Origin of the sequence: Desulfobotulus alkaliphilus, assembly GCF_007830435.1 — a bacterium.
Lineage (GTDB): Bacteria > Desulfobacterota > Desulfobacteria > Desulfobacterales > ASO4-4 > Desulfobotulus > Desulfobotulus alkaliphilus.
The window spans coordinates 31455-52711 of sequence record NZ_VLLC01000023.1 but is presented as its reverse complement, the minus strand read 5'-3'; the positions used below and the strand labels follow the sequence as shown (position 1 = coordinate 52711).

Here is a 21257-nt window from a genome sequence, read left to right as displayed (position 1 = left end):
GAAAAGGGCCGCCACCATGCTTGACATGATCACCAAATTTTCCGCCTGCTGCAAGGCTGCCGGCCTCAAGGTCTCACCCCTTGAGGTCATCGACTGCATGTCCCAGCTGCGCCATATTGATGCCACGGATGAGGCTGCCTTCCGCAGCCTGCTCATGGCCAATTTTGTCAAAAGCCGCAGGGACCAGCCAAGATTCCTTGAAATCTATCACCTTTTTTTCCATGAACTGCGCACAAGCTTTCAGGATGCCGTAGAAGAAAGTGAAGATCCTGAAACGCCGAAACAAAAAAGGGTAAAGGAAATCATTGAAAGAATCCGGGAAGAGCTGGGAGAAAACATAGAAGGCCTTGAAAACCTTCTGGATTACCTTGGCGGAGACCCCGAAGATTTTCTCAATGAGGTGCAGGAAATCCACAATATGGTGGAGCAGCGCTCTTTGGCCATCAAGGTAAAGTCCAACATGGGCCAGCTTTCCAACCGGCTTTCCGTCATGCTCAAAATCAACCAGATCCGCCAGAAAGCCCTGCAGCTGGCAGGGGAGCTGGATGCAGAAGGCGACACCTTCACCCGAAAGGAAATTGAGGCATATTTTGCCACCATGCTGGACCGTTCCTTTGATCTTCTTACGAGGGACAAAAGGCCGGATAATATTGCCCTGAAGGAAGTTTCCCGCACGGATCCCCGCTTCTTTGATATCGGAGAAAAACCCTTTGCCACCCTGACCCCGGTGGAGATGGAGCGAACAAAGGAAGTCACGGACAGGCTGGTACGCAAACTGAAAGATATGGCCACAAGGCGCTATGCCGCCCGGAACAAGGGCGTGCTGGATGTCCGCAAAACCCTGCGCAGGGCCGGACGCTTTCAGGGTGTGCCCTTAGAGCTTCATTTCCGGGACAAACCCCTGCGCAAGGGTAAAATTGTTGCCCTCTGCGATGTCTCCGGCTCCGTATGGTCCGTTGCCCGTTTTATGCTGGCCATCCTGTACTCCCTTCAGGAATGTTTCAACGGCATCAAAAGCTATGCCTTTGTTTCCGATGTGGCGGATATCACCCCCCTTTTCAAAGACAATCCGGTCAACGAAGCCATTGAAAAGGTCTTTTCGGAGTCGGGCATTGATACCCGCATGCTCACGGATTACGGCTCAAGCTTTGTGCGCTTCCGGGAACGGCACATGCAGGAACTGTCCACCAAAACCACCCTGCTCATCATTGGTGATGCCAGAAGCAATTACCAGAATCCCCATCAGGAAATTTTAGAAGAAATGCGGGAACGCTGCCGCAGAATCATCTGGCTCAACCCCGAACCCATGACCACATGGAACAGCGGGGATTCGGAAATGTTCACCTATAAGGCCCATTGCCACGAAATCCGGCCCTGCCGGAATCTCAATCAGCTTGTCACCTTCATAGAGGAACTTGTGCTGTGAGAAAGCCGGATCTTTTCCATGATCTCTTAGATTTTCCCCATGCCCTGCCGGAGCTGCGCAGGCTGGCAGAAGAATTTGCAAAAAATGCCACAGGGCAGTTTCCGGATCTTGCCTGCCAGCATCCCATGCCGCCGGGCATCTGGGAAGAAGCCGGTGAATCCGGCCTTCTGGGCATCGGTATCCCCGAAGAAAACGGCGGACAGGGTGGCGGATTCGCCGACATTGCTGCCGCAGGTGCGGAAATCTGCTTTGCCTCAGCCTGCCCCGGCCTTGCCCTTTCCGTTCTTCTGCATCACCTGACGGCCTCCTTTGCCATAGCAGGCCTTGGGACCAAAGAACAGAGACATCAGCTTCTGCCCCGCCTTGCCACTGGAAAGCTGAGCGCCTCCATGGCCATCTCCGAACCCGGAACCGGTGCCAGCCCCAAAGGTCTTCGTACAAAGGCGGAAAAAACAGAAACCGGATGGATTCTCAGCGGCCATAAAACCTTTATCACCAACGCCAGTCTGGCCGGGCTTTTCATCGTTATGGCCGTTACAGGGGAAAAGGATGGAAAAAAAGACTTTTCCGCCTTTCTGGTTCCTGCGGAAAACCCTGGGGTCTCCGTCATGGACCTTGGGCCTCTGCCCTTTTTCAGACCGGCTCCCCATGGGGAAATCCGCCTTGACAGGGCAGAGCTTCCGGATACGGCCCTTCTCGGGGAAGGGGGTAAAGCGCTTCATATGCTGGCAAAACCCTTCCGTGGCATTGAAGATGCCCTCATGGCGGGGGCCGTGGCAGGAGGGCTTGCCGTCCTTCTTTCAAAATGCTGCAGGGATCTCAAGGCAGGGCCTGTTCCTCCGGAAGAAAAACACATGACTATGGGTCTCATACAGGCCCGCATTGCAGGCCTTTCTGCCATGGCTTCCCGGGCAGCCCACAGCCACCCCCCCTCCCCTGTGGCAGAGCGTCTCAACCTTGCCATACGCCATGGGGCCGCAGAAATCCTCCGGGAGCTCCGCTGCGCCACTGAGGGCTGCTACCTTCAGACAGATACCCTGATTCTTTTCAAGGACATGGAAAAATCCGGCAGCATTGCGGGCAATGTTGCGGCCATGAGGCAGGCACAAATGGGGAAACTTCTGATGGGCTGAAAAATGGCCTTCCCATGGAAACGGCCAAAAAACCTGAAAATCCGGTTGAAAAGGAGACAGGGTGCACAACGTTCAGGCGGACATTCTAAAAAACCGGCTTTATCTTACCCTTGGCAATATAGCCAGCAAAGAAGAAATGCAGGCCATAGAAGTGCAGGTACTTCAGCAGGTCAAGTGCCTGAAACAGGGTTTCACCTGTGTCAGTGACCTGAGAAATTTCTGCATGGAAAAAAGCCTGAGCGACAATTTTATGCAGGAAATTCAGGAGATTCTCTGGGATAGTGGTGTAAGGGCCGTGGCCCGGATCAGCCCCATCAGAGAATGCAAGGGGCATTTCCGCTTTGAAAAGGGCTCTGCCCTGTGGCCGGGGTATACAATTATTCCCGTGATAAGCCTTGCAGAAGCAGAAGAAAAGCTGAACAATCTGGATACGCATTCAGCCTGAAGAAGCGCTAACTTCCTTTTTATTTAAGCTGTTGAATGCCTTTACAGGGCGGCTGCCTGACAGGGGTATAGGCCATAGCCTGACCTTCAGCCCTGAATCCAGCCAGACGCTGAAACTTCCCCTGCAAAGGGTTTTTACGGCACTGCCCCGTTCCCCTGTACGGGTGTCCACAGGCAGACCCGGATCCCACCCCTTCCGATTGTATTTTTTAAGAATATGGTTCATAAGTTGCTACCGGATCATTTCAAAGGTTCCGGATGGTGTGCTGTAATTTTTGGTTCATGCATATGGGTTGTCTTTTTTTATAAAGCAAAACAGGAGATTAACGTGAAGTTACTGGAGGAGAAAATTGTAAAAGAAGGGCGCACCCTAGGCGACCATATTTTAAAAGTCGATCATTTTTTAAACCACCAGCTGGACATTGATCTTTTAAATGCCATTGGCAAGGCCTTTAAGGAACGCTTTAAAGAAGAAAGGATTACAAAAATTCTTACGGCTGAAGTATCCGGAATTGCCGTTGCGGCAATTACCGCACAGCATTTTAAGGTACCTGTGGTCTTTGCCAAAAAAACAGAATCCCTGAATCTGGATAAGGAAACCTTTGAAGGACATGTTTATTCTTATACAAAGGAAAAACACTACAAAATCAGGGTTTCAAAAAATTACCTGCTCCCCGATGACAGGGTTTTAATCATCGATGACTTTCTGGCCAAGGGTGAGGCCATTAAGGGCCTCTGGGAAATTGTGGAAAGTGCTGGAGCATATCTTGTGGGAGCAGGCGTGGTCATTGAAAAATATTTTCAGGGCGGCGGTAACAGACTCAGGGAAAAGGGCCTGAACGTTCAGGCCCTTGCCAGCATCACCTCACTGAAGAATGGTCAGATCACTTTTCTGGAGAACCAGTAAAAGGCTTTTTTAAATTTGACTGTCCGGTATTGCTTCAAATGTCATAGCTGATTACGGGAGTTTGCGGTGAACTCCATAACAATTCATGTCATAAAACGGGGGGAAGTTTTTTTGTGAAAACTGTACATTATCCATTATTTAAAAGAGAAGATCTGGATGGTTTTTTTGCTTTGTTCCAGAATAACCTCGCAAACTTTGTCATCATTGCCATTACCATGCTGGCCATGGGGTATCCGGCAGCCATTGTTTATGGGAAAGTGATTCCCGGTGTTGCCATCGCCGTTCTCTTCGGCAACCTCTACTATGCCCACATGGCAAAAAAACTGGCAGAAAAGGAAGGCCGCAGCGATGTAACCGCCCTTTCCTATGGCGTCAGCACACCCGTTATGTTCATCTATCTTTTTGGCGTCCTGAAGCCAGCCCTTGATCTCACGGGTGATCCTGAACTGGCCTGGAAAATTGGTCTGGCCGCCTGTTTTCTCGGGGGTGTGATTGAAGTGCTGGGCAGCCTTATCGGCAAATGGGTGCACTCCAAACTTCCCAGAGCCGCTATGATGGGTGCCCTCGCTGGCGTGGCCTTTGCTTTCATCGGCGGAGAACTTTTTTTCAGAACCTATGAAATGCCGGTGGTGGGTCTCATTGTACTGACCATCATCCTGATCGGTCTGATTACCAAAAAAACCATGCCCTTTAAAATTCCTGCAGCGCTTTTTGCCATTGTCATCGGCACCTTCATGGCCTACACCATCGGCGGCTCAGGCCTTGGTCAGATCAAAGAGGGCTTTTCCGCCTTTGGATTTTATCTGCCCCTGCCCACCCTGGGAGTCTTTCACGGTCTTCAGCTGCTTTCAACACAGATGATTGGTCTTTTTGCCATCCTGCTGCCCATCTCCATCTATAACTTCATTGAGACCATGAACAATGTGGAAGCCATGGCTTCCGCAGGTGACCGCTACAGCGTGCAGGAAGCACAGGCTGCCGACGGTACCGGCACCATCATTGGTACCTTTTTCGGTGGCGTTTTTCCCACCACGGTGTATATCGCCTCCATCGGGTCCAAATGGATGAACGCAGGCCGGGGTTATTCCATTCTCAATGGCTTTGTCTTTTTATTTGCCTCTGTCTTTGGCATCATTGCTGCCATGGCTTCCATCATCCCTGTGCCGGTCATCGCACCCATTCTGGTTTTTGTGGGGATATCCATGATCTCTCAGGCCTTTGATTCCGTTGACAACAGGCATTATCCTGCCGTTGTCATTGCCATGTTTCCCTACTTTGCCAATTACATTATGACGCGCTTTAATTTTGCCGCAGGCGAGGCCGTTTCCAACCTCTCCCAGGCCATCGTCCCTCTGGGACAGGGAGCCATGTTTACAGGGCTAATATGGGGCTCCATTCTTGTATGCCTCATTGATGAAAGCTACAAAAAGGCCTCTGCCTTTGCCCTGATTGCAGCAGCTCTCAGTGTCACTGGCCTTATGCACGCACCAAGACTGACCTTTAATATCAACAGCGAGTACGCCATGGGCTACGGGCTGGTGGCTGTCATGCTCATGGGTTTTCACTTTCTCTATAGGGATGACAGAAGGAAGGAAGAATAAAATTATCTGAGGGCCTCCGGTATAAAAAGGTAGAAAAGCAAAACGGGCAGGGACACAAACAGTCCTGCCCGTTTCATTACATCTTTCTGGTCAGACCCCAGCCAGTTTTTTTAACCCAAGTTCGTCATTTTTTTCCTGAAAAACCAATAAAATCAAGCAAAATAATTTTTTATGGGTACTAGATATCCATTTTGCAGCCATTTTAACTAAGCCTTCAGAAGTATGGTCACTACTTTGGCGAACTTGGGTTAAGGGGATGACGCCTTTGGCCAGAAAGCCCTTTCCAGAAAAACAGCAACCATATATACAAAGAGTAAGGCAAAGATTACATCACTTAAAAAATGTCCACCCTGCACAATCCGCCCCATGCCAACCAGAACAAAATACAACCAGCCTGCAGCAATCATCTGCTTTTTATATTTTCTGATTCTGGCAAAAAGGGCAAGGCACAGCAGCCATGCTGCGGCAGACGCATGACCGGAGGCAAAGCTGCAGTTCCGCTGGCATTCTCCAGCCATGACAAAAGCCGGTGTAAAAAGGGCTTTTCCCCCAAAGGACTCAATCTGTACAGGCCTTGCCCTGCCCCAGTGATCCTTGAAAATAAAATTCACCACAAGCCCCGGTCCCAAGACAAGCAACAGCAGGGCAAACAGAAGAAAACGTCCCCCCCCCAGTCTCCGTACAGGGGGAAAAAGCCAGAAAGCAAAAGCCCAGATGAGCAGAAAACCCCCAAGGCCATAACAGAGCCACTCCACAGAAATAAAAATAAAACGGGCAAAAAAATGACTGCGTAAAAAAAAATCTGTTTCCGGATTCCAGAACAGCGCAGAGAACCAGATGTCCGCTTCAGACCAGACAAGAAAAAAAAGAGCGGCTGTAAAAAAAAAGAAAATAAAAAATGGAGAAAAACCTAATAGTTTCCGAAAAAAAAACCATTTTAAACCCCATTGCCCATGGCCCTTATCCATCCATGTCCCCTTGATCTGAAAACTGCATCCTGTACAGCCTGGCGTAAGCCCCCTTTCTGGCAAGTAGTTCATCATGACGTCCCATTTCCACCACCTGGCCATTCACAAGTACGGCAATGGCATCTGCCCGGACAATGGTGGAAAGGCGATGGGCAATGACAAAGGTGGTCCGGCCCTGCATGAGATTATCCAAGGCCTTCTGTACAACCTGCTCCGCCTCCGTATCCAGTGCCGAGGTGGCCTCATCAAGAATCAGAATGGGAGCATCCTTGATCAGGGCTCTGGCAATACAGATCCGCTGCTTTTCACCACCAGACAGTCGGCTTCCCAGCTCACCGATATCCGTATCATACCCCTTGGGCATACGCATAATAAAATCATGGGCATAGGCGGCCTTTGCTGCCTGCTCAATTTCCTCATCCGTGGCAGAAGGTCTGCCGTAAATGATATTTGCCCGGATACTGTCATTGAAAAGAATGGGCTCCTGGGTGACCACGGCAATCTGAGCCCTAAGGGACTGAATGGAAAAATCCCGTATATCCACACCGCCAATGCGGATACTTCCGGAAGAAACGTCATAAAAACGGGGAATAAGATTCACAAGGGAGGTTTTTCCCCCACCACTCATGCCCACCAGAGCCAGCACTTCTCCGGAGCGAACCTCCAGAGAAACATCCTTCAGAACCTTCTTCCCACCCTCGGTATAGGCAAAGGATACCTTGTCAAAGGAAACATCCTGAGAACCCGATGTGAGAAGAAGGGGCTTCTTTTTTTCCCCGATGTCCGATTTTTCATTCAAAACACTGAAAATTCTGTCTACGGCAGCAAGACCTTCCTGCAGGGCATTGTTAAGCTTGCTCATTTTTTTCACAGGATCATAGAGCATCAGCACTGCAGCCAGAAAGGAAACAAAGGTTCCCGGTGTATAAACACCCTGAATAACACGCAGGCCTCCGTACCAGATGATAAAGGCAATGCCCACACCGGCAAGGAATTCCATAACGGGTGATGACATGGATTTGGCTATGGCCTGACGGATTTCAAGGCGAAAAAGACTCTGGGTTTTTTCGTGGAAGCGTTTTTTTTCATAGGCCTCCATGCCAAAGGCCTTCACAATCTTGTTGCCCGTAAAGGTTTCATGGAGAAAGGCATTCATTTCCGCCATCGCCTCCTGGCACCCCGTACTGGTTTTACGGACTTTTCTGCCAAAATAAATGATGGGATAAAATGCGGCGGGAAGGACCAGAAAGGCAAAAATAGCAAGTTCCCATATCTGATAGAAGGTATAGGCCACAAGAAAAATGATGGTAAAAAAATCCCGGAGGGAGCTGGTAACCACACTGGAAACCATGCTGCGCACAAGGTTGACATCATTGGTAATGCGGCTCATGAGAACGCCGGTACGCTCATTCTGAAAAAATCTTAAGGGTAAATCCACGATGCGGTCATAGAGTGCATTCCGGAAATGGCGGATGATCACCTGTCCCACATAATTTAAAAAAAACTCCTGACCATACATACCAAGGCCCCTGAGGGTAAATACCAGAAGAACGGCTCCGGGGATGATATAAAGCTTCATGACATCCCGATTCATGAAAATATCATCCAGAACCGGCTTGATCAGCCATACGGAAGCCACCGAGGTCAGGGAAACCACCAGCATGGAAAACATGGCAAGAAAAAGCCGCCATTTACTTTCCAGCACAAGGCCCAGTACCTTCCTGTGGCGCTCTTCAATTGTAAAGGGCAACATCCTGAAACGCATCTAATGGTCTCCGAGCATGGAAAGGGCAAGGCCTGCCGTGCGTTCTGCCACACCGGGACTGCCCAGAGCAGCCCGTACTTCGGACAGTGCATGGTGATGGAGCTTTCTGCGATCCTTATCCTGCAATAACAGGCAGACCGCATCACATACTTTTTCAGGTGTGGCGTTTTCCTGAAGAAGCTCCGGCATGATCTCCGCTCCGGCAATGAGGTTGGCAAGACCCGCATAGGGCACATTGACTACCCTCCGGGCGACGGCGTAACTGATGGCAGACATCCTGTAAACCAGAACACCCGGCACTCCGGCCAGAGCGGCTTCCAGGGTAACGGTACCGGAAACCGCAGCCACAACATCCGCAGCATCCAGCACAGGATAGGCACCACTGACAACCTCCATATGGGAAGGTGCGCCAGAAGCCGCCGCCCATGCCTGAATATCGGCAAGGTGGGTTCCGGGGGCCGCAGAAAGAATAAAGCGGGCTCCGGGGATTTTCTGAGAGATGAGTTCAGCGGCCTCACAGAGGACAGGAAGCATCCTGCGTATCTCTCCGGGTCTGGAGCCGGGCAAAAGACCGATCACAGGACGGGAAGCAACCACCGCATCCGGACGCATTTCCCTGAAGTCCGGTGCCTGATCCATCAGGGGATTGCCCACATATACCGCCTGATCCACCCCCCTTTCCTGAAACCACTCCACTTCAAAGGGGAAAATCAGAGCCAGCTTATCCACCCTCTCAGCAATCTGCTGCACACGGGAAGACCGCCAGGCCCAGACTTTGGGACTGATATAGTACAGAACGGGGATATGATGTTTTTTTGCTTCCCTGGCCAGACGCAGGTTAAAACCCGGATAATCGATGAGTATAAGAAGATCCGGCCTTAATGAAGCCAGAATCATTTCCGCAGTTTTATACACGTTCCGGATTTTTAAAAAACTCCCCAGAACTTCGGTGATACCCATAACGGCGAGGCCGGAACTGTCTGCCACAGGGCGCATCCCTGCCCTGCGCATCTGGTCTCCTCCGATGCCACAGAAAAAAATCTGGGGATTCTTTTCAGCCATTGCCCTGATGAGAGCCGCACCATGCAGATCACCCGAAGCTTCCCCGGCCACAAGCATGACAGTCCGGTTCATGCAGCCCCCTTTTCGGATAAAAGTCCTGCCAGATTTTCAGGATCTTCAATACCCAGAACACAGATCCCCAGCCGATCTGCCTCAGCCACAAGGAGTTCCCTCTCCAGAGCCAGGGTTTTTCCTGCCTCAAGAACAAGAACGGATACCCCGGATTCTGCCATGATACGGATGGTCTCCGGGCCCACGGCGGGCACGTCAAAGCGCATGTCCTGTCCCGGCTTGGATACCTTCACAAGTACGGCATTGCCCCGGCCAAGCCCGCCCCCCCTGCGGATGGTGGCATCGGTGCCGTCAATGGCTTCAACGGCAAGAACGGAGCCACCCCCTGCCACAACACACTGCCCCACATCCAGCTCACCGATACGGCGGGCCACTTTCCAGGCAATGTCAATATCCGATGCGGCACCTTTGGGCAGGCGGGTCCGGGTCCACAGACCCGATGGCGATAAAAGCTCCGGCAGCATGGCCGTAGAGTCCACCACCTGAATACCATGATCGGCAAGGATACCGGCAAAAAGACGCAGAACGCCGTCATCGTGGCTGTGCCGCATCCCGGCCATGGCCCTGATGGCAAGCATATCCGGCCGGACATCCACAAACATCCGTGTTTTTCGGATACCCCCCATCATCACAACGGTATCCACGTGCTTTTCTTGAAAAAAGCGGATGATTTTTTTTACCTGCCCAAGATAAACCCATCGAAAGACCTGGGAAAGATTTTCAAGACAGGGATCTCCTTCTCCGCGGAAAGCCACAGTAAAAACGGAAAACCCCTGTGCTGCGGCTTTTTTTACAAAGGTTACTGGAAAAGAACCATTTCCTGCAATGACACCAATACGTTTCTCACGATGGCTGCTACTGCCAGGGTCGCTGCTGTCCAAGGGACGCCGCCTCTCCTTTCTTCTGAGTAACTTGAATTTAGTTCTTTTAATTCAAAAGCTTAAAAAATGGCCAATTATCCATCACTGATCGAAATGAGTTTGAATCCTGCACAAGTTACTCTATGACAAGACGCCCTAGCAGGGCGTGAGCTGCTTCTGAGTAACTTCAAAAGTTACTTTATGACAAAACGCCGCAACACGGCGTGGGTTGCTTCTGAGTAACTTAAATTTAGCTCTTTTAATTCAAAAACGTAAAAAATGGTCAATTATCAATCACTGACCGAAATGAGTTTGAATCCGGCACAAGTTACTCTACGACAAGATGCCCTAACAGAGCGTGAGCTGCTTCTAACGGACTAGCGGGTAATCCCCCGGTCCGAATTTTTTATGAATTCAATAAACTCACAGACCTCAGGGACCAGTTCTACACTTGCACGCACCCTTTCAATGGCCTCCTTCAGGGTAAGGCCATACCGGAAGATAATTCTGTAAGCCTGTTTCAGATGTTTTAAGGTTTCTTCGGGGAATTCCCGTCTTCGAAGCCCCACCTTGTTCAGGCCATGCAGGGTGGCCCGGTCTCCCGATGCAATGACATAGGGGGGAATATCCTTGACCACGGCGGATTTTCCGCCAATATAGGCATGATCCCCCACCTTCACAAACTGATGCACTGCGGCAAGACCGCCCACAATAACATGGTCCCCTAAAGTAACGTGCCCCGCAAGGGTAGCATTGTTGGAAAGAATAACACCTTTTCCCGTATGGCAGTCATGGGCCACATGGCAGTAGGCCATGAGAAGATTTTCTTCTCCCACGGAAGTCAGTCCACCCCCAAGGGCCGTGCCTCTGTGAAGGGTTGCAAATTCACGGATTACCGTCTTTCGCCCCACCTTGAGCCAGGATTTTTCTCCCCTGAATTTAAGATCCTGGGGATCGCCACCAACGGCGGCATAGGGAAAAATCACACAGTCAGGACCGATTTCCGTATAGTGATCAACCATGGAATAGGCGCCAATGCGGGTTCTTGCGCCGATACACACCTGTTCCTTTACAATGGCAAAGGGTCCGATTTCCACATCATCGCCAATTTCTGCCCCTGCATCCACAATGGCTGTGGGATGAATAGCCATAGTCCATTCCTAATCTCCCAGAACGGCCATAAACTCGGCTTCTACGGCAACGGCCCCATCCACCGTGGCCACACCGCGCATTTTTACCGCTCTGGATTTCAGTTTCATAAGGATTACTTCCATCCGGATCTGATCACCGGGAAGCACTTTACGCCGGAAACGGGCTTTGTCCGCACCCGTAAGAAAGAGAGGATATTTTCTTTTTTCTTCCGGCCATGAAGCATAGGCCAGAATGCCACCCGCCTGCCCCATGGCTTCCAGAATCAGCACGCCCGGCATAATGGGAAAATCAGGAAAGTGTCCTGTGAAAAACGGTTCATTGATGCTTACATTTTTTATGGCAGAGATGGATTTGCCCACTTCCAGTGACAAAACCCTGTCCACCAGAAGAAAAGGATAGCGGTGGGGAAGATAATTTAGAATACCAACAATATCAATTCCACCGCCTCCTTCTGCATCCACGATCATGTTTCAGTTCCTTCTTTAGCGTCCATGCCGAGCTTCCTCTCCAGAGCCGCAATCCGCCTCCGCATTTCCGGAAGCCTTGGCAGAATACGTTGCACTTTAAGCCATTGGCGGTGGGGCATTTCAGGGGCACCGCTCACAACCTGACCATCAGCCACATCGTGGGCCACACCAGCCATGGGTCCTACCTGTACACAGTCTCCAATGCGAATATGGCCGGATACACCGACCTTGCCGGCAAGAATGCTGTTTTTTCCCACCTGAGAGCTGCCTGCAATCCCCACCTGGGCCACCAGAAGGGTATTCTCTCCAATCTGAACATTGTGACCGATATGCACCTGATCATCCAGCTTCACACCATTACCGATCCGGGTATATCCGAAGGTACCCCGGTCCAGTGTGCATCCGGCACCGATTTCCACATCATCCCCCAGCTCAACGGAGCCAAGGTGAGGAATCTTCTCCCAGCTGCCCTGACGGGGGGCAAACCCGAAGCCATCGGATCCGATGACAGAACCGCTGTGGATGCGCACCCGGTTGCCAAGCCTTGTACCCGGATAAAGGGTCACATTGGGATAGATAACGCAGCCATCTCCCAGAACACAGGCATCGCCGATGACACTGTTGGCTCCGATGCGACAGTCCTCGCCCATCTCTACATCCTGACCGATTACCACAAAGGCATCGGTAAAGAGATTGCCTTTACAGGTAAAGTTATCGCCCACAAAGGTGCTGGGATGGATGCGGTTACAGGGCGCGGGATCCGGATGGAAAAATTGTAAAATTTTTGCAAAGGCCCAGTACGGCGCATCGGAGATCAGGTAATTCCCCTCGAAAAGCTTTTCCTGCACACCCTCGCCCACAATCAGGGCACCGGCACGGGAAGAAGCTGCCTGACGAAGATATTTTGCATTCATGGCAAGGGAAAGGTCTTCGGGACCGGCATTTTCAAGGGGGGCAATGCCCCTGACTTCAAAGTCAGGATCTCCGAGAACCCGGCCTTTGCAAATATCTGCAAGATCCGCCAGTGTCACCTTCTTTTTCATGACCCGCTTTTTCCATACTTTTCATCATGTTTGAGAATCAGACGCTCTGTGATATCCACCCGGTCCGGAGCATAGACCACACCAATATTTTCAAGAATCAGAAGATAGTTCTCCTTTTCACCAATCTCCTGAATCAGCTCCCGGACCTGCCCCTGAATCCTTGCCATGATGTCATTCTGCTGCTGATTGAAAGAGCGGGTGAAGCGCTGCTCCATGTTTCTTAAGTCCATGGCCTTGATCTGCAGATCCCGCTCCCTCTGGCTTCTCGCCTCATCGGAAAGCACCATAGCCTCCCGCATCAGGCTGTCACGCATTTTTTCAATTTCCTGCTTTTTCATCTCAAGCTGGGCTTCCAGCTTCCGGGCCTCCTCTGCCACCTGATTTTTGGCCTGCTGCCCGGCCTTGGAATTTCTCAGGAAGGTTTCAAAATCAAACACGCCAATTTTTGCCACATCTGCGGCAAAAGCGGTTCCGGCAAACATCAGACAAAGCAGGAGCACCTGTACTCCACGGATCATTTTCTTCATCGTTCTGTTCCTTTCTTCAGGATATAAGTTTTTTTAAAATGCGCCACCCATGGTGAATTCCCAACGGGCACTCTGCTTGGAACCATCAATTCTGTCCAATGGAATGCCATATTCCAGTCTGATGGGACCAATGGGAGAAAACCAGCGGATACCATAGCCCGCACTTCTTTTAATGCCATCCATGCGGATACGTTCATCCGTATCATAGACATTGCCTATGTCATAAAAAACAAGTCCCATCAGCCCGGCTTCCCTTACAAGGGGAAAAATAAATTCCAAATTGGCCTGTATGAATTTATCTCCACCCTTGTTTTTTCTATATTTAATGGTTTCCTTTGTAATGGTGTCATCTTCATGCTTTTTATAGTAAGTATAGTCTCCGTCATAATATACGGCAATATCCCGCCAGCGGTATCCACGCACGGAATTCAGTCCCCCCAGATAGAATTTCTCATAATCCGGCAGGTGGCCGTCACTGTTTTTATGGACATATCCGGTTTCACCATGCATGAAAAAAACCGTCTCCCAGAAAAGGGGAAAATACCACCCTGCCTCGGCCGTATATTTGGTAAAGGCAATATCCCCACCCAAAGGTCCGCCCGCATGTTTTACAGTCAACCTGTGCTTTGCACCTTCGGAAGGATTAAAAAGGCGGTTGGTGGAATCATAACTAAGCCCCAGAGTCATGGTACTGGCAAGGCTTAAAGGTTCCATGGCCAGAATGTCTTCATTGACCAGCTGTTCCTTCCCCGAATCCACCTTTACGTCAAAACTTTCTATGCCATAGGACACAAAAGCCCGGGTATAGTCCCATACGGGATAACTAAGGCGTACGGTCCCCCCCGTACTTTTTTTTGTATAGTCATTATATTCCCTGTCCCAGTTGTACACATCAAAACCAGCGGAAAGGGGTTTGTCAAAAAGATAGGGTTCTGTGAAACTCAAAGTATACCTGGTAGATGTACTGCTCACGTCCGCCCGGAGATTCAGTGTCTGCCCCTTTCCCATGAAGTTCCGCTGTGTCACGGAGACCTGACCAAAAAGATTGTCCTGGGAACTGTACCCGGCACCAAAAGTAAACATACCCGTGGGTTTTTCCTCTACACTCACCAGAAGATCCACTTTTTCAGGGTCCTGTGTTCTCTGGATATCCATCTGCACATCTTCAAAATAGTCCAGTCTGTTCAGATTACGCACACCCCTTCTTATTCTGCTACCACTATAAAGTTCCTGCTCCAGCAGGGGAATTTGTCTTCGAATCACCTTGTCCCGGGTTTTCACATTGCCCGTGATCTCTATGCGGTCGATATAAACCTGTTCCCCCTGCCTGACCATATACAGAATATCCACGACCCCGGCCTCACTATCCTTGCGCAGCTGTGGGAAAACCTCCGTATTGGCATAGCCCGCATCCGCATACAAATCCGTAAGTGCCATCATATCTTGATGCACCACGTCCCTCTTGTACCATTCTTCATTTCCAATGGAGGTCATGGAAAGAAGAACATCTTCAGGCAAAAGCTGATCTCCGCCCACAGAGACTTCCCCTATGCGATAACGCTGTCCTTCAACAATCCTGAAAAGTATACGGGCTTCGGAATCTTCAAAGGAGATTTCAGGATCTGAAACCCTGGCATCCACATAGCCCTCATTGTGATAAAAGGCCGTGAGCCGGGCTGCCGCATGCTGCACAGCCTCCTGTTTCAGCTCACCGGAACCCGTCAGCCATGAAAAAAAACCTTTTTCCGAAAGCCCTGTCTGTTTTCTCAGCTGTCTGTGGGTAAAACTCTCCCGGCCTTCAAAAACAATCTCCGTTATTTTTACTTTTTCACCCTCTGAAATAGTAAAAACAAGATCTGCCTGATTATTATCCAGCTCCCGGATCTCATAATGCACTTCTGAATGGTGATAATTTCTGGTCCGGTAAAGATCCCTGATCCGCTCAATATCCCGCCTTACCTGAAAAACATTGAGAATGGATCCGGTCTTTGTGGTCACCGCCTCCATGACCTTGTCATCTTTATACACCCGGTTACCCCGGACAGAAATCTGGCGTACCGTGGGCTTTTCCTGAACCGTAAAAATTACAACTTTGCCGATATCCCTTTCCTCCACAGCCACGCGTATATCATCAAAATAACCCATGGCATAAATGGCCTCAAGATCATCGGAAAGGGCTTTTTGCAGATAAACATCACCCGGTCCGCTCTTAATAACCCTCAGGATAGCATCACTTTCTATGCGCTGATTTCCTACAATCTCCACAAGGGCAACTGTTTCTTTACCCACAAGAAAATCCGCAACCCTGCGTGACAGGCTGGCTGATGCCAGAAAAAGGGTATCTACGGAAGCACCCTCTTCCACGATACGACGCTCCAGGTCTTCGGAAAAAAGTCTTCCGGAAAGGCGGAACCTGCCGTTTTCAAGAATCAGACGACCCCATACAGCAGACTCTGCCCCCACGGATGCCATCCTTTGCCGGACATCCTCAAGATCTTTACCAGGTTCTTCCCCGATCTGAAAAGAAAGTCCCGCATCCGTCAGTTCACGGGCTACCCTCTCAGCCACCTGTTTTCCGAGGTTAACGGAACGCAGATCCCCTTCCACGGAAAAAGGAGCAATCCAAACCTGCGGAGACTCCGCAGCATGCGCAGTAAAACTTCCCAGCATCATCAGCAAAAGCAGCCAAAAGCCACAGAAAGAACTCCGATTCATACAACCATCCTCTGGTGTCAATGCCCCTAGGGTTTAAAATGAAAAAAACATATGGAAACAGCCCACTGGCTATACTTCAAAAAAACCACAATGAAAAGACAAGCCTTGCTTTCCCTGTGCCCGCATCGGAAAACAGGCTCCGGCTTCAGCGAATTATGGGGTCAAAACAGGCCCTGCGCGGTCTGAACCCGTATATCCCGGTTCGCAACCAGACCGTCCCGCAGGGTTATCTGTGTCTGCATCATCCCTGCCAACTCCATATTATGGGTCACCACAACAAGGGCACACTGCCTTTCTTCATGGATTTCCAAGAGCAGTTCATGGACTTTTCTGCTGTTATCAATATCCAGATTGCCTGTGGGTTCATCAGCTAAAAGAAAAGGAGGCGACATGACAAGGGCTCTGGCAAGGGCAGTCCGCTGCTGCTCTCCTCCGGAAAGCTGGGCGGTTCTGTGATGCATGCGGTGGCAAAGACCCATGCGGTCTAAAAGTTCTTCAGATCTCACACGGGCTTCGGTAGCAGAAATCCCTGCAATACGGGCAGGCATCATGACATTTTCCAGTGCCGTAAACTCCGGAAGCATATGATGAAACTGAAAAACAAAACCCATGACCCGGTTACGAACCTTGGCCAGTCCTGCGTCATCAAGGGAGAGGACATTGCGACCGTTTAAAAGCAGCTTCCCTGAATCCGGTCGATCCAGGGCACCCATAATATGAAGCAGTGTGGATTTTCCAATGCCCGAAGGACCTACGATGGCAATGGTGTCTTTCCGGCTTACCGTCCAGTTCACATCCTTCAGTACGGGCACGGGCTGTACACCATCAAGAAACGTCTTGTGCACCCCGCAAAGCTCCAGAGTAACCGTGGCATCATCCATAACGGATACCCTCCACAGGATCAAGGCGGGAAGCCTGCATGGCAGGATACAGGGTTGAAAGAAAACAGATCAGCAGGGAAGAAATTCCGATAACCGTGACATCACTCCATTCAAGGAGAACGGGAAGGGTTGTAAAGGGGTAGGCTTCGGGAAGGCGGATAATGGGATAACGTTCCAGGAACAGACAGAGAGCCACACCGGAAACAATACCAAAAAAAGTACCCAGAATGCCGATAATCATTCCCTGAATAACAAAAATTTTTCGGATCAGCGCCCGGCTGGCTCCCATGGCCATGAGAATGGAGATATCCCTTGTTTTTTCCATCACCATCATAATCAAAGAGCTGGCAATATTAAAGGCCGCCACAAGAATAATCAGCGTAAGAATGATGAACATGGCTGTCTTTTCAAGCTTCAGGGCAGAAAAAAGGCTTTTGTTCATCTCCATCCAGTTGCGGGTCCAGTAGCCCCAGCCAAACGCCTCCTGAATTCTTTTTCCAAGCTCTTCCGCCGCATACACATCATCTATCCATACGCCGATACCCGTTACCTTTTCTCCCATACCCAGAAGCCTTGAGGCCTCATCCATGCGGATATATGCGAGGGCACCATCGTACTCAAAGAGACCGGATGAAAAAAAACCCGTCACCTGAAAGCGGCGGACCTTGGGCAGCATCCCCACGGGAGAAAGCATAAACTCCGGAGACATAATCTGTACCGTATCTCCGATGGCAACTTTAAGCTCAGCAGCAAGTGTTCTGCCCAGAATAATGCCGGGGGTATGACCGGGTTTCGTCTCCTTCAGCTGTTCAAGAAGACTTTCACGATCAATGCCTTCAATGGCAACACGCTGGGCTTCCGGATCAATGCCCCGGAGAAAGGCCCCGCCAATCCCGCCGGATGCCCGCAGAACCACCTTACCGTACACAAAGGGAGCCGTACCTGCAACTTCAGGGAAGGCACGAATTCTCTCCTGGGCTTCATGGGCATTACTCACGCCCCCCCCCTGTCCCATAAGAAGAATATGGGGCTCTAAACCGAGAATCCTTTTTCTGAAATCCCTTTCCGCACCACTCATCACGGCAATTACCACCACAAGAGCCATGACTCCCAAAGCAACGCCAAAGACGGAAAGGATACCTGTCAGGGAAATAAAGCCCTGTTTTCTTCGGGCACGGAGATATCTTCCTGCAATAAACAGTTCAAGGGACATAGGGTGTATAAAACCACCTTCCGGACAAAATGACGGAAATCTCCGCCGTTTTGTTTATTGATGAGAAACGGGTTTCATATGGGGGAAAAGAATCACTTCCCGTATGGAGGCAGCATCCGTAAGAAGCATGGCCAGGCGGTCCATGCCGATACCCTGACCTGCCGTAGGGGGCATACCGTATTCCAGAGCTTCAATGTAGTCTTCATCCATCATATGGGCTTCGGCATCTCCGGCTTCCCGTTCCTGAACCTGCATGAGAAAGCGTTGTCGTTGATCTTCCGGGTCATTGAGCTCGGAAAAACCATTACCGATTTCACGACCCGCCACAAAAAGCTCAAAGCGCTCCGTCAGCATGGGATTTTTATCGGACCGCCGGGACAGAGGGGAAACTTCCACAGGATATCCCGTGATAAAGGTGGGCTGTATCAGTTTGGGTTCCACCAGAACATCAAAAAGTTTGGTCAGTACCTTACCCAGTTTTTCCGTCTTGGTTACGGAAATATTTTTTTCCTTTGCAAAGGCCAGCAGACCTTCCCGGTCATCCAGCAGCTTCTTATCCACGCCACCGATTTCAACCAGTGCATCCAGAAGGGGAATTTTCGGCCAGATTCCGTCAAAACGTATGGCATGGCCCTGATAGTTCACCACCACATCACCCGTCACCGCCTTTGCCACATGGGCAAAAAGCTCTTCACTGAGGGCCATGAGGTCTGCATCTGTAGCATAAGCCCAGTAAAATTCCATCATGGTGAATTCAGGATTATGACGGGTTGACACCCCCTCATTCCGAAAATTCCTGTTTATTTCAAAGACCTTATCAAAGCCACCCACCACAAGCCTTTTGAGATAAAGCTCCGGTGCGATACGCAGAAAAAGATCCATCCCCAGCGCATTGTGATGGGTTACAAAGGGTGTGGCCTCGGCACCACCGGCAACCACCTGCATCATGGGTGTTTCCACCTCAAGGAAACCGCGGGTGATAAAAAACTCCCTAACCGCCTGTATCATACGGCTTCTGCGCAAAAAAATTTCCCGGACTTCCGGATTCATAATGAGATCCACATAACGCTTGCGGTAGCGCTTTTCCGGATCCTTCAGGCCATGGTATTTTTCAGGCAGAGGACGGGTTGCCTTGGAAAGAAGTCTGAAAGTACTGGCATCCAGGGTCCACTCTCCCGTGCGGGTGGTAAAAAGGGTACCTGTTACCCCCACAAAATCCCCCACATCCATCTGCTTGAAAAGATCAAAGGCCTCACCCAGCATTTTAGACTGGAGATAGGCCTGAATCAGCTCACCACTGCCGTCCTTGATTCGGATAAAGGCAGATTTACCAAAACGGTTGATGGCCATCATTCGCCCGGCCACTGAAAAAACAGGTCCATCGGGCCCCATCCTGTCAGGTGCCCCCTCTATCTCCTGACGGACAGCATTGATACCGTGGGAAACTTTAAAATCATTGGGATAGAGATTGATCCCTGCGGCTTTCATTTCCTTATTTTTACGCCGCCTCTGGCTGAGAATATCTCCTGCATCTTCCTGGGTATTTTCGTTTTTGTTTTCTTGCATTTTTTTGTATATTTCTCCCGGAATCTTTTTGAGTACCTGCTGCTTTTAAGCCAGTCAGTAGCTACCCTATTGCTGGCAGGGTGTCAACCACGGCCAGCATTTACGGATTCCGGAGAATATGGCAGGCAGGGCATACGGAGAATAAAGGTGCTTCCTTCTCCGGGCCTGCTTTTTACGTCCAGTCTGCCTCCCATGGCTTCAAGGATACGCACGGCAATGGAGAGTCCCAGCCCGGTTCCCCTGGGCTTCGTTGTATAAAAAGGAGCAAAAATGGATGCCAGATCCGATTCCGGAATACCGCAACCCGTATCCTTTATGGCAATGCGCACATTTTTTTCCTTTTCCATATCCAGTGTCACTTGAACTTCTCCTTCTCCTTCCATGGATTCAACGGCATTCAGCAGAAGATTCCAGAGGACCTGACGCATACGGTCCGGGTCTGCCTCCACCCATACTTCCGGCTCCAGAAAGAGCGCATAACGAATTCTTCCCCTGCTGCCCTCACTCTGTTTCAGAATCTGTATGCTCTCCTGAATCATGCTGCCGACTTCAATGGGAGCAGGGTTTCCTTTGTCTGGCCTTGCAAAATTTAAAAATTCCGTAACAAGGTTGGAGAGGCGGTCCGCCTCCCTGCGGACAATGCGCATGAGCCGAACGGAATCCGTATCCTTGCAGACTTCCGTTTCAAGAAGTTCTATGGAACCCCTCAGGGAGGCAAGGGGGTTTTTAATTTCATGGGCAAGCCCCGCAGCCATTTCTCCAACGGTTGCAAGGCTTTCCATGCGTTTGACGTAGTTGCCCATATATCGGATCTCTTCTCTGGCTTTGCGCAGCTGGACAGAAAGAAAACTTGTGAGTACGGAAACGGAAAAGCAGGCGACCGTTGTGGCAAGAATGCGGAAAAAAACAGACCAGAAATCCACCCGGTTCATGAGGGGGCCGGTTTCCCCACCCAGTACCGGCAGAATGCCGTAGTATTCAAAATCCACCAGCAATCCAAAGGCAATTGCAGAAACCGCTGCGATTAAAAGGCTTTCTTTTCGGGAAAGGAGAATGCTGGCGTTGATGATCACCAGCATGTACAAAAAAGTCAGAAGGGAATCATAGCCGCCGGTCATCCAGATCAGGGCCGTAATAAGAAGGACATCTACAACCAGCTGAACAATGGCAAAAAGCCTGGGTTTTTTTGTTCTCGGAGACCAGAAGGCAAAAATAAGTGATAAAATCAAAGTGATCGTTGCAAGAACATAGAGGGCCGTAGCCGGAAATATGTGAAAAACAAAACCGCCCTGGGACTGAACCAGAGCGGAAAACATCAGCAGTATGAGGGCAAGGATGGCCCTGACCCCCATCAGCCAGTTAATTTTTTTCAGGATGTCCTTATCCTGCACCTGCATACAGGCCCTTTCCAGATATGACAGTGCGCATAAACAGACAAAAAATCATAAAAATATA

At 50.2% G+C, this 21257-nt stretch carries 18 protein-coding genes; 5 read left to right on the top strand and 13 right to left on the bottom strand.

Annotation, left to right across the window (positions count from 1 at the left end; all coding sequences use genetic code 11):
* The first annotated feature begins 16 nt into the window (after window positions 1-16).
* The 5 genes from LZ24_RS13015 (at window position 17) to LZ24_RS12995 (ending at window position 5511) form a co-directional block, all read left to right on the top strand.
* Entirely contained in the window at window positions 17-1426 is a 1410-nt protein-coding gene (locus tag LZ24_RS13015) for a vWA domain-containing protein (protein WP_144685816.1), read from the top strand.
* Window positions 1423-2559, top strand: a complete 1137-nt coding sequence (locus tag LZ24_RS13010) for an acyl-CoA dehydrogenase family protein (protein ID WP_186443136.1) — start codon at window positions 1423-1425, stop codon at window positions 2557-2559. Before LZ24_RS13015 ends, LZ24_RS13010 begins: the two co-directional genes overlap by 4 nt.
* 61 nt (window positions 2560-2620) lie before the next feature.
* On the top strand, window positions 2621-3004 hold the full coding sequence (locus LZ24_RS13005; protein ID WP_144685811.1) for a hypothetical protein: 384 nt from the start codon (window positions 2621-2623) through the stop codon (window positions 3002-3004).
* 327 nt (window positions 3005-3331) lie between these two features.
* Window positions 3332-3910 (top strand): xanthine phosphoribosyltransferase, encoded by a 579-nt coding sequence (locus LZ24_RS13000; RefSeq protein WP_144685810.1) that lies wholly within the window; start codon window positions 3332-3334, stop codon window positions 3908-3910.
* A 113-nt stretch (window positions 3911-4023) separates the two neighbouring features.
* Complete coding sequence (locus LZ24_RS12995; protein ID WP_144685808.1) at window positions 4024-5511, top strand: NCS2 family permease; 1488 nt, start codon at window positions 4024-4026, stop codon at window positions 5509-5511.
* Window positions 5512-5759: 248 nt separating this feature from the next.
* Here LZ24_RS12995 and LZ24_RS12990 read toward each other — a convergent pair whose 3' ends face one another.
* The 13 genes from LZ24_RS12990 to LZ24_RS12930 all read right to left on the bottom strand — a co-directional run bounded on the left by LZ24_RS12990 (window position 5760) and on the right by LZ24_RS12930 (window position 21199).
* Window positions 5760-6479, bottom strand: a complete 720-nt coding sequence (locus LZ24_RS12990) for a phosphatase PAP2 family protein (RefSeq protein WP_186443135.1) — start codon at window positions 6477-6479, stop codon at window positions 5760-5762.
* On the bottom strand, window positions 6472-8244 hold the full coding sequence (locus LZ24_RS12985) for an ABC transporter ATP-binding protein (protein WP_186443134.1): 1773 nt from the start codon (window positions 8242-8244) through the stop codon (window positions 6472-6474). The genes LZ24_RS12990 and LZ24_RS12985 overlap by 8 nt, the downstream gene beginning before the upstream one ends.
* Window positions 8245-9378, bottom strand: a complete 1134-nt coding sequence (gene lpxB, locus LZ24_RS12980) for a lipid-A-disaccharide synthase (RefSeq protein WP_144685804.1) — start codon at window positions 9376-9378, stop codon at window positions 8245-8247.
* Window positions 9375-10259 (bottom strand): LpxI family protein, encoded by an 885-nt coding sequence (locus LZ24_RS12975; RefSeq protein WP_144685802.1) that lies wholly within the window; start codon window positions 10257-10259, stop codon window positions 9375-9377. The genes lpxB and LZ24_RS12975 overlap by 4 nt, the downstream gene beginning before the upstream one ends.
* Window positions 10260-10615: 356 nt before the next feature.
* Window positions 10616-11389: an acyl-ACP--UDP-N-acetylglucosamine O-acyltransferase gene (gene lpxA, locus LZ24_RS12970; protein ID WP_144685800.1), complete on the bottom strand. Its 774-nt coding sequence runs from the start codon at window positions 11387-11389 to the stop codon at window positions 10616-10618.
* A gap of 9 nt (window positions 11390-11398) precedes the next feature.
* Entirely contained in the window at window positions 11399-11857 is a 459-nt protein-coding gene (fabZ, locus tag LZ24_RS12965; RefSeq protein WP_222427633.1) for a 3-hydroxyacyl-ACP dehydratase FabZ, read from the bottom strand.
* Complete coding sequence (lpxD, locus tag LZ24_RS12960; protein ID WP_144685798.1) at window positions 11854-12900, bottom strand: UDP-3-O-(3-hydroxymyristoyl)glucosamine N-acyltransferase; 1047 nt, start codon at window positions 12898-12900, stop codon at window positions 11854-11856. The genes fabZ and lpxD overlap by 4 nt, the downstream gene beginning before the upstream one ends.
* Window positions 12897-13427 carry an OmpH family outer membrane protein gene (locus LZ24_RS12955; protein WP_144685795.1) on the bottom strand — a complete coding sequence of 177 codons (531 nt, stop codon included), beginning with the start codon at window positions 13425-13427 and terminating at the stop codon, window positions 12897-12899. The genes lpxD and LZ24_RS12955 overlap by 4 nt, the downstream gene beginning before the upstream one ends.
* 33 nt (window positions 13428-13460) lie before the next feature.
* On the bottom strand, window positions 13461-16142 hold the full coding sequence (gene bamA, locus LZ24_RS12950) for an outer membrane protein assembly factor BamA (RefSeq protein WP_144685793.1): 2682 nt from the start codon (window positions 16140-16142) through the stop codon (window positions 13461-13463).
* A gap of 161 nt (window positions 16143-16303) precedes the next feature.
* A complete protein-coding gene (locus LZ24_RS12945) occupies window positions 16304-17023 on the bottom strand; it encodes an ABC transporter ATP-binding protein (RefSeq protein ID WP_144685791.1) in 720 nt (239 codons plus the stop codon).
* Window positions 17016-18236, bottom strand: a complete 1221-nt coding sequence (locus LZ24_RS12940) for a lipoprotein-releasing ABC transporter permease subunit (protein ID WP_144685789.1) — start codon at window positions 18234-18236, stop codon at window positions 17016-17018. The genes LZ24_RS12945 and LZ24_RS12940 overlap by 8 nt, the downstream gene beginning before the upstream one ends.
* A gap of 54 nt (window positions 18237-18290) precedes the next feature.
* Window positions 18291-19802: a lysine--tRNA ligase gene (lysS, locus tag LZ24_RS12935; RefSeq protein ID WP_144685787.1), complete on the bottom strand. Its 1512-nt coding sequence runs from the start codon at window positions 19800-19802 to the stop codon at window positions 18291-18293.
* 83 nt (window positions 19803-19885) lie between these two features.
* The gene (locus tag LZ24_RS12930) at window positions 19886-21199 is read right to left on the bottom strand and encodes a two-component system sensor histidine kinase NtrB (protein ID WP_144685785.1); all 1314 of its coding nucleotides are present in this window, start codon (window positions 21197-21199) and stop codon (window positions 19886-19888) included.
* Window positions 21200-21257: the final 58 nt, after the last annotated feature.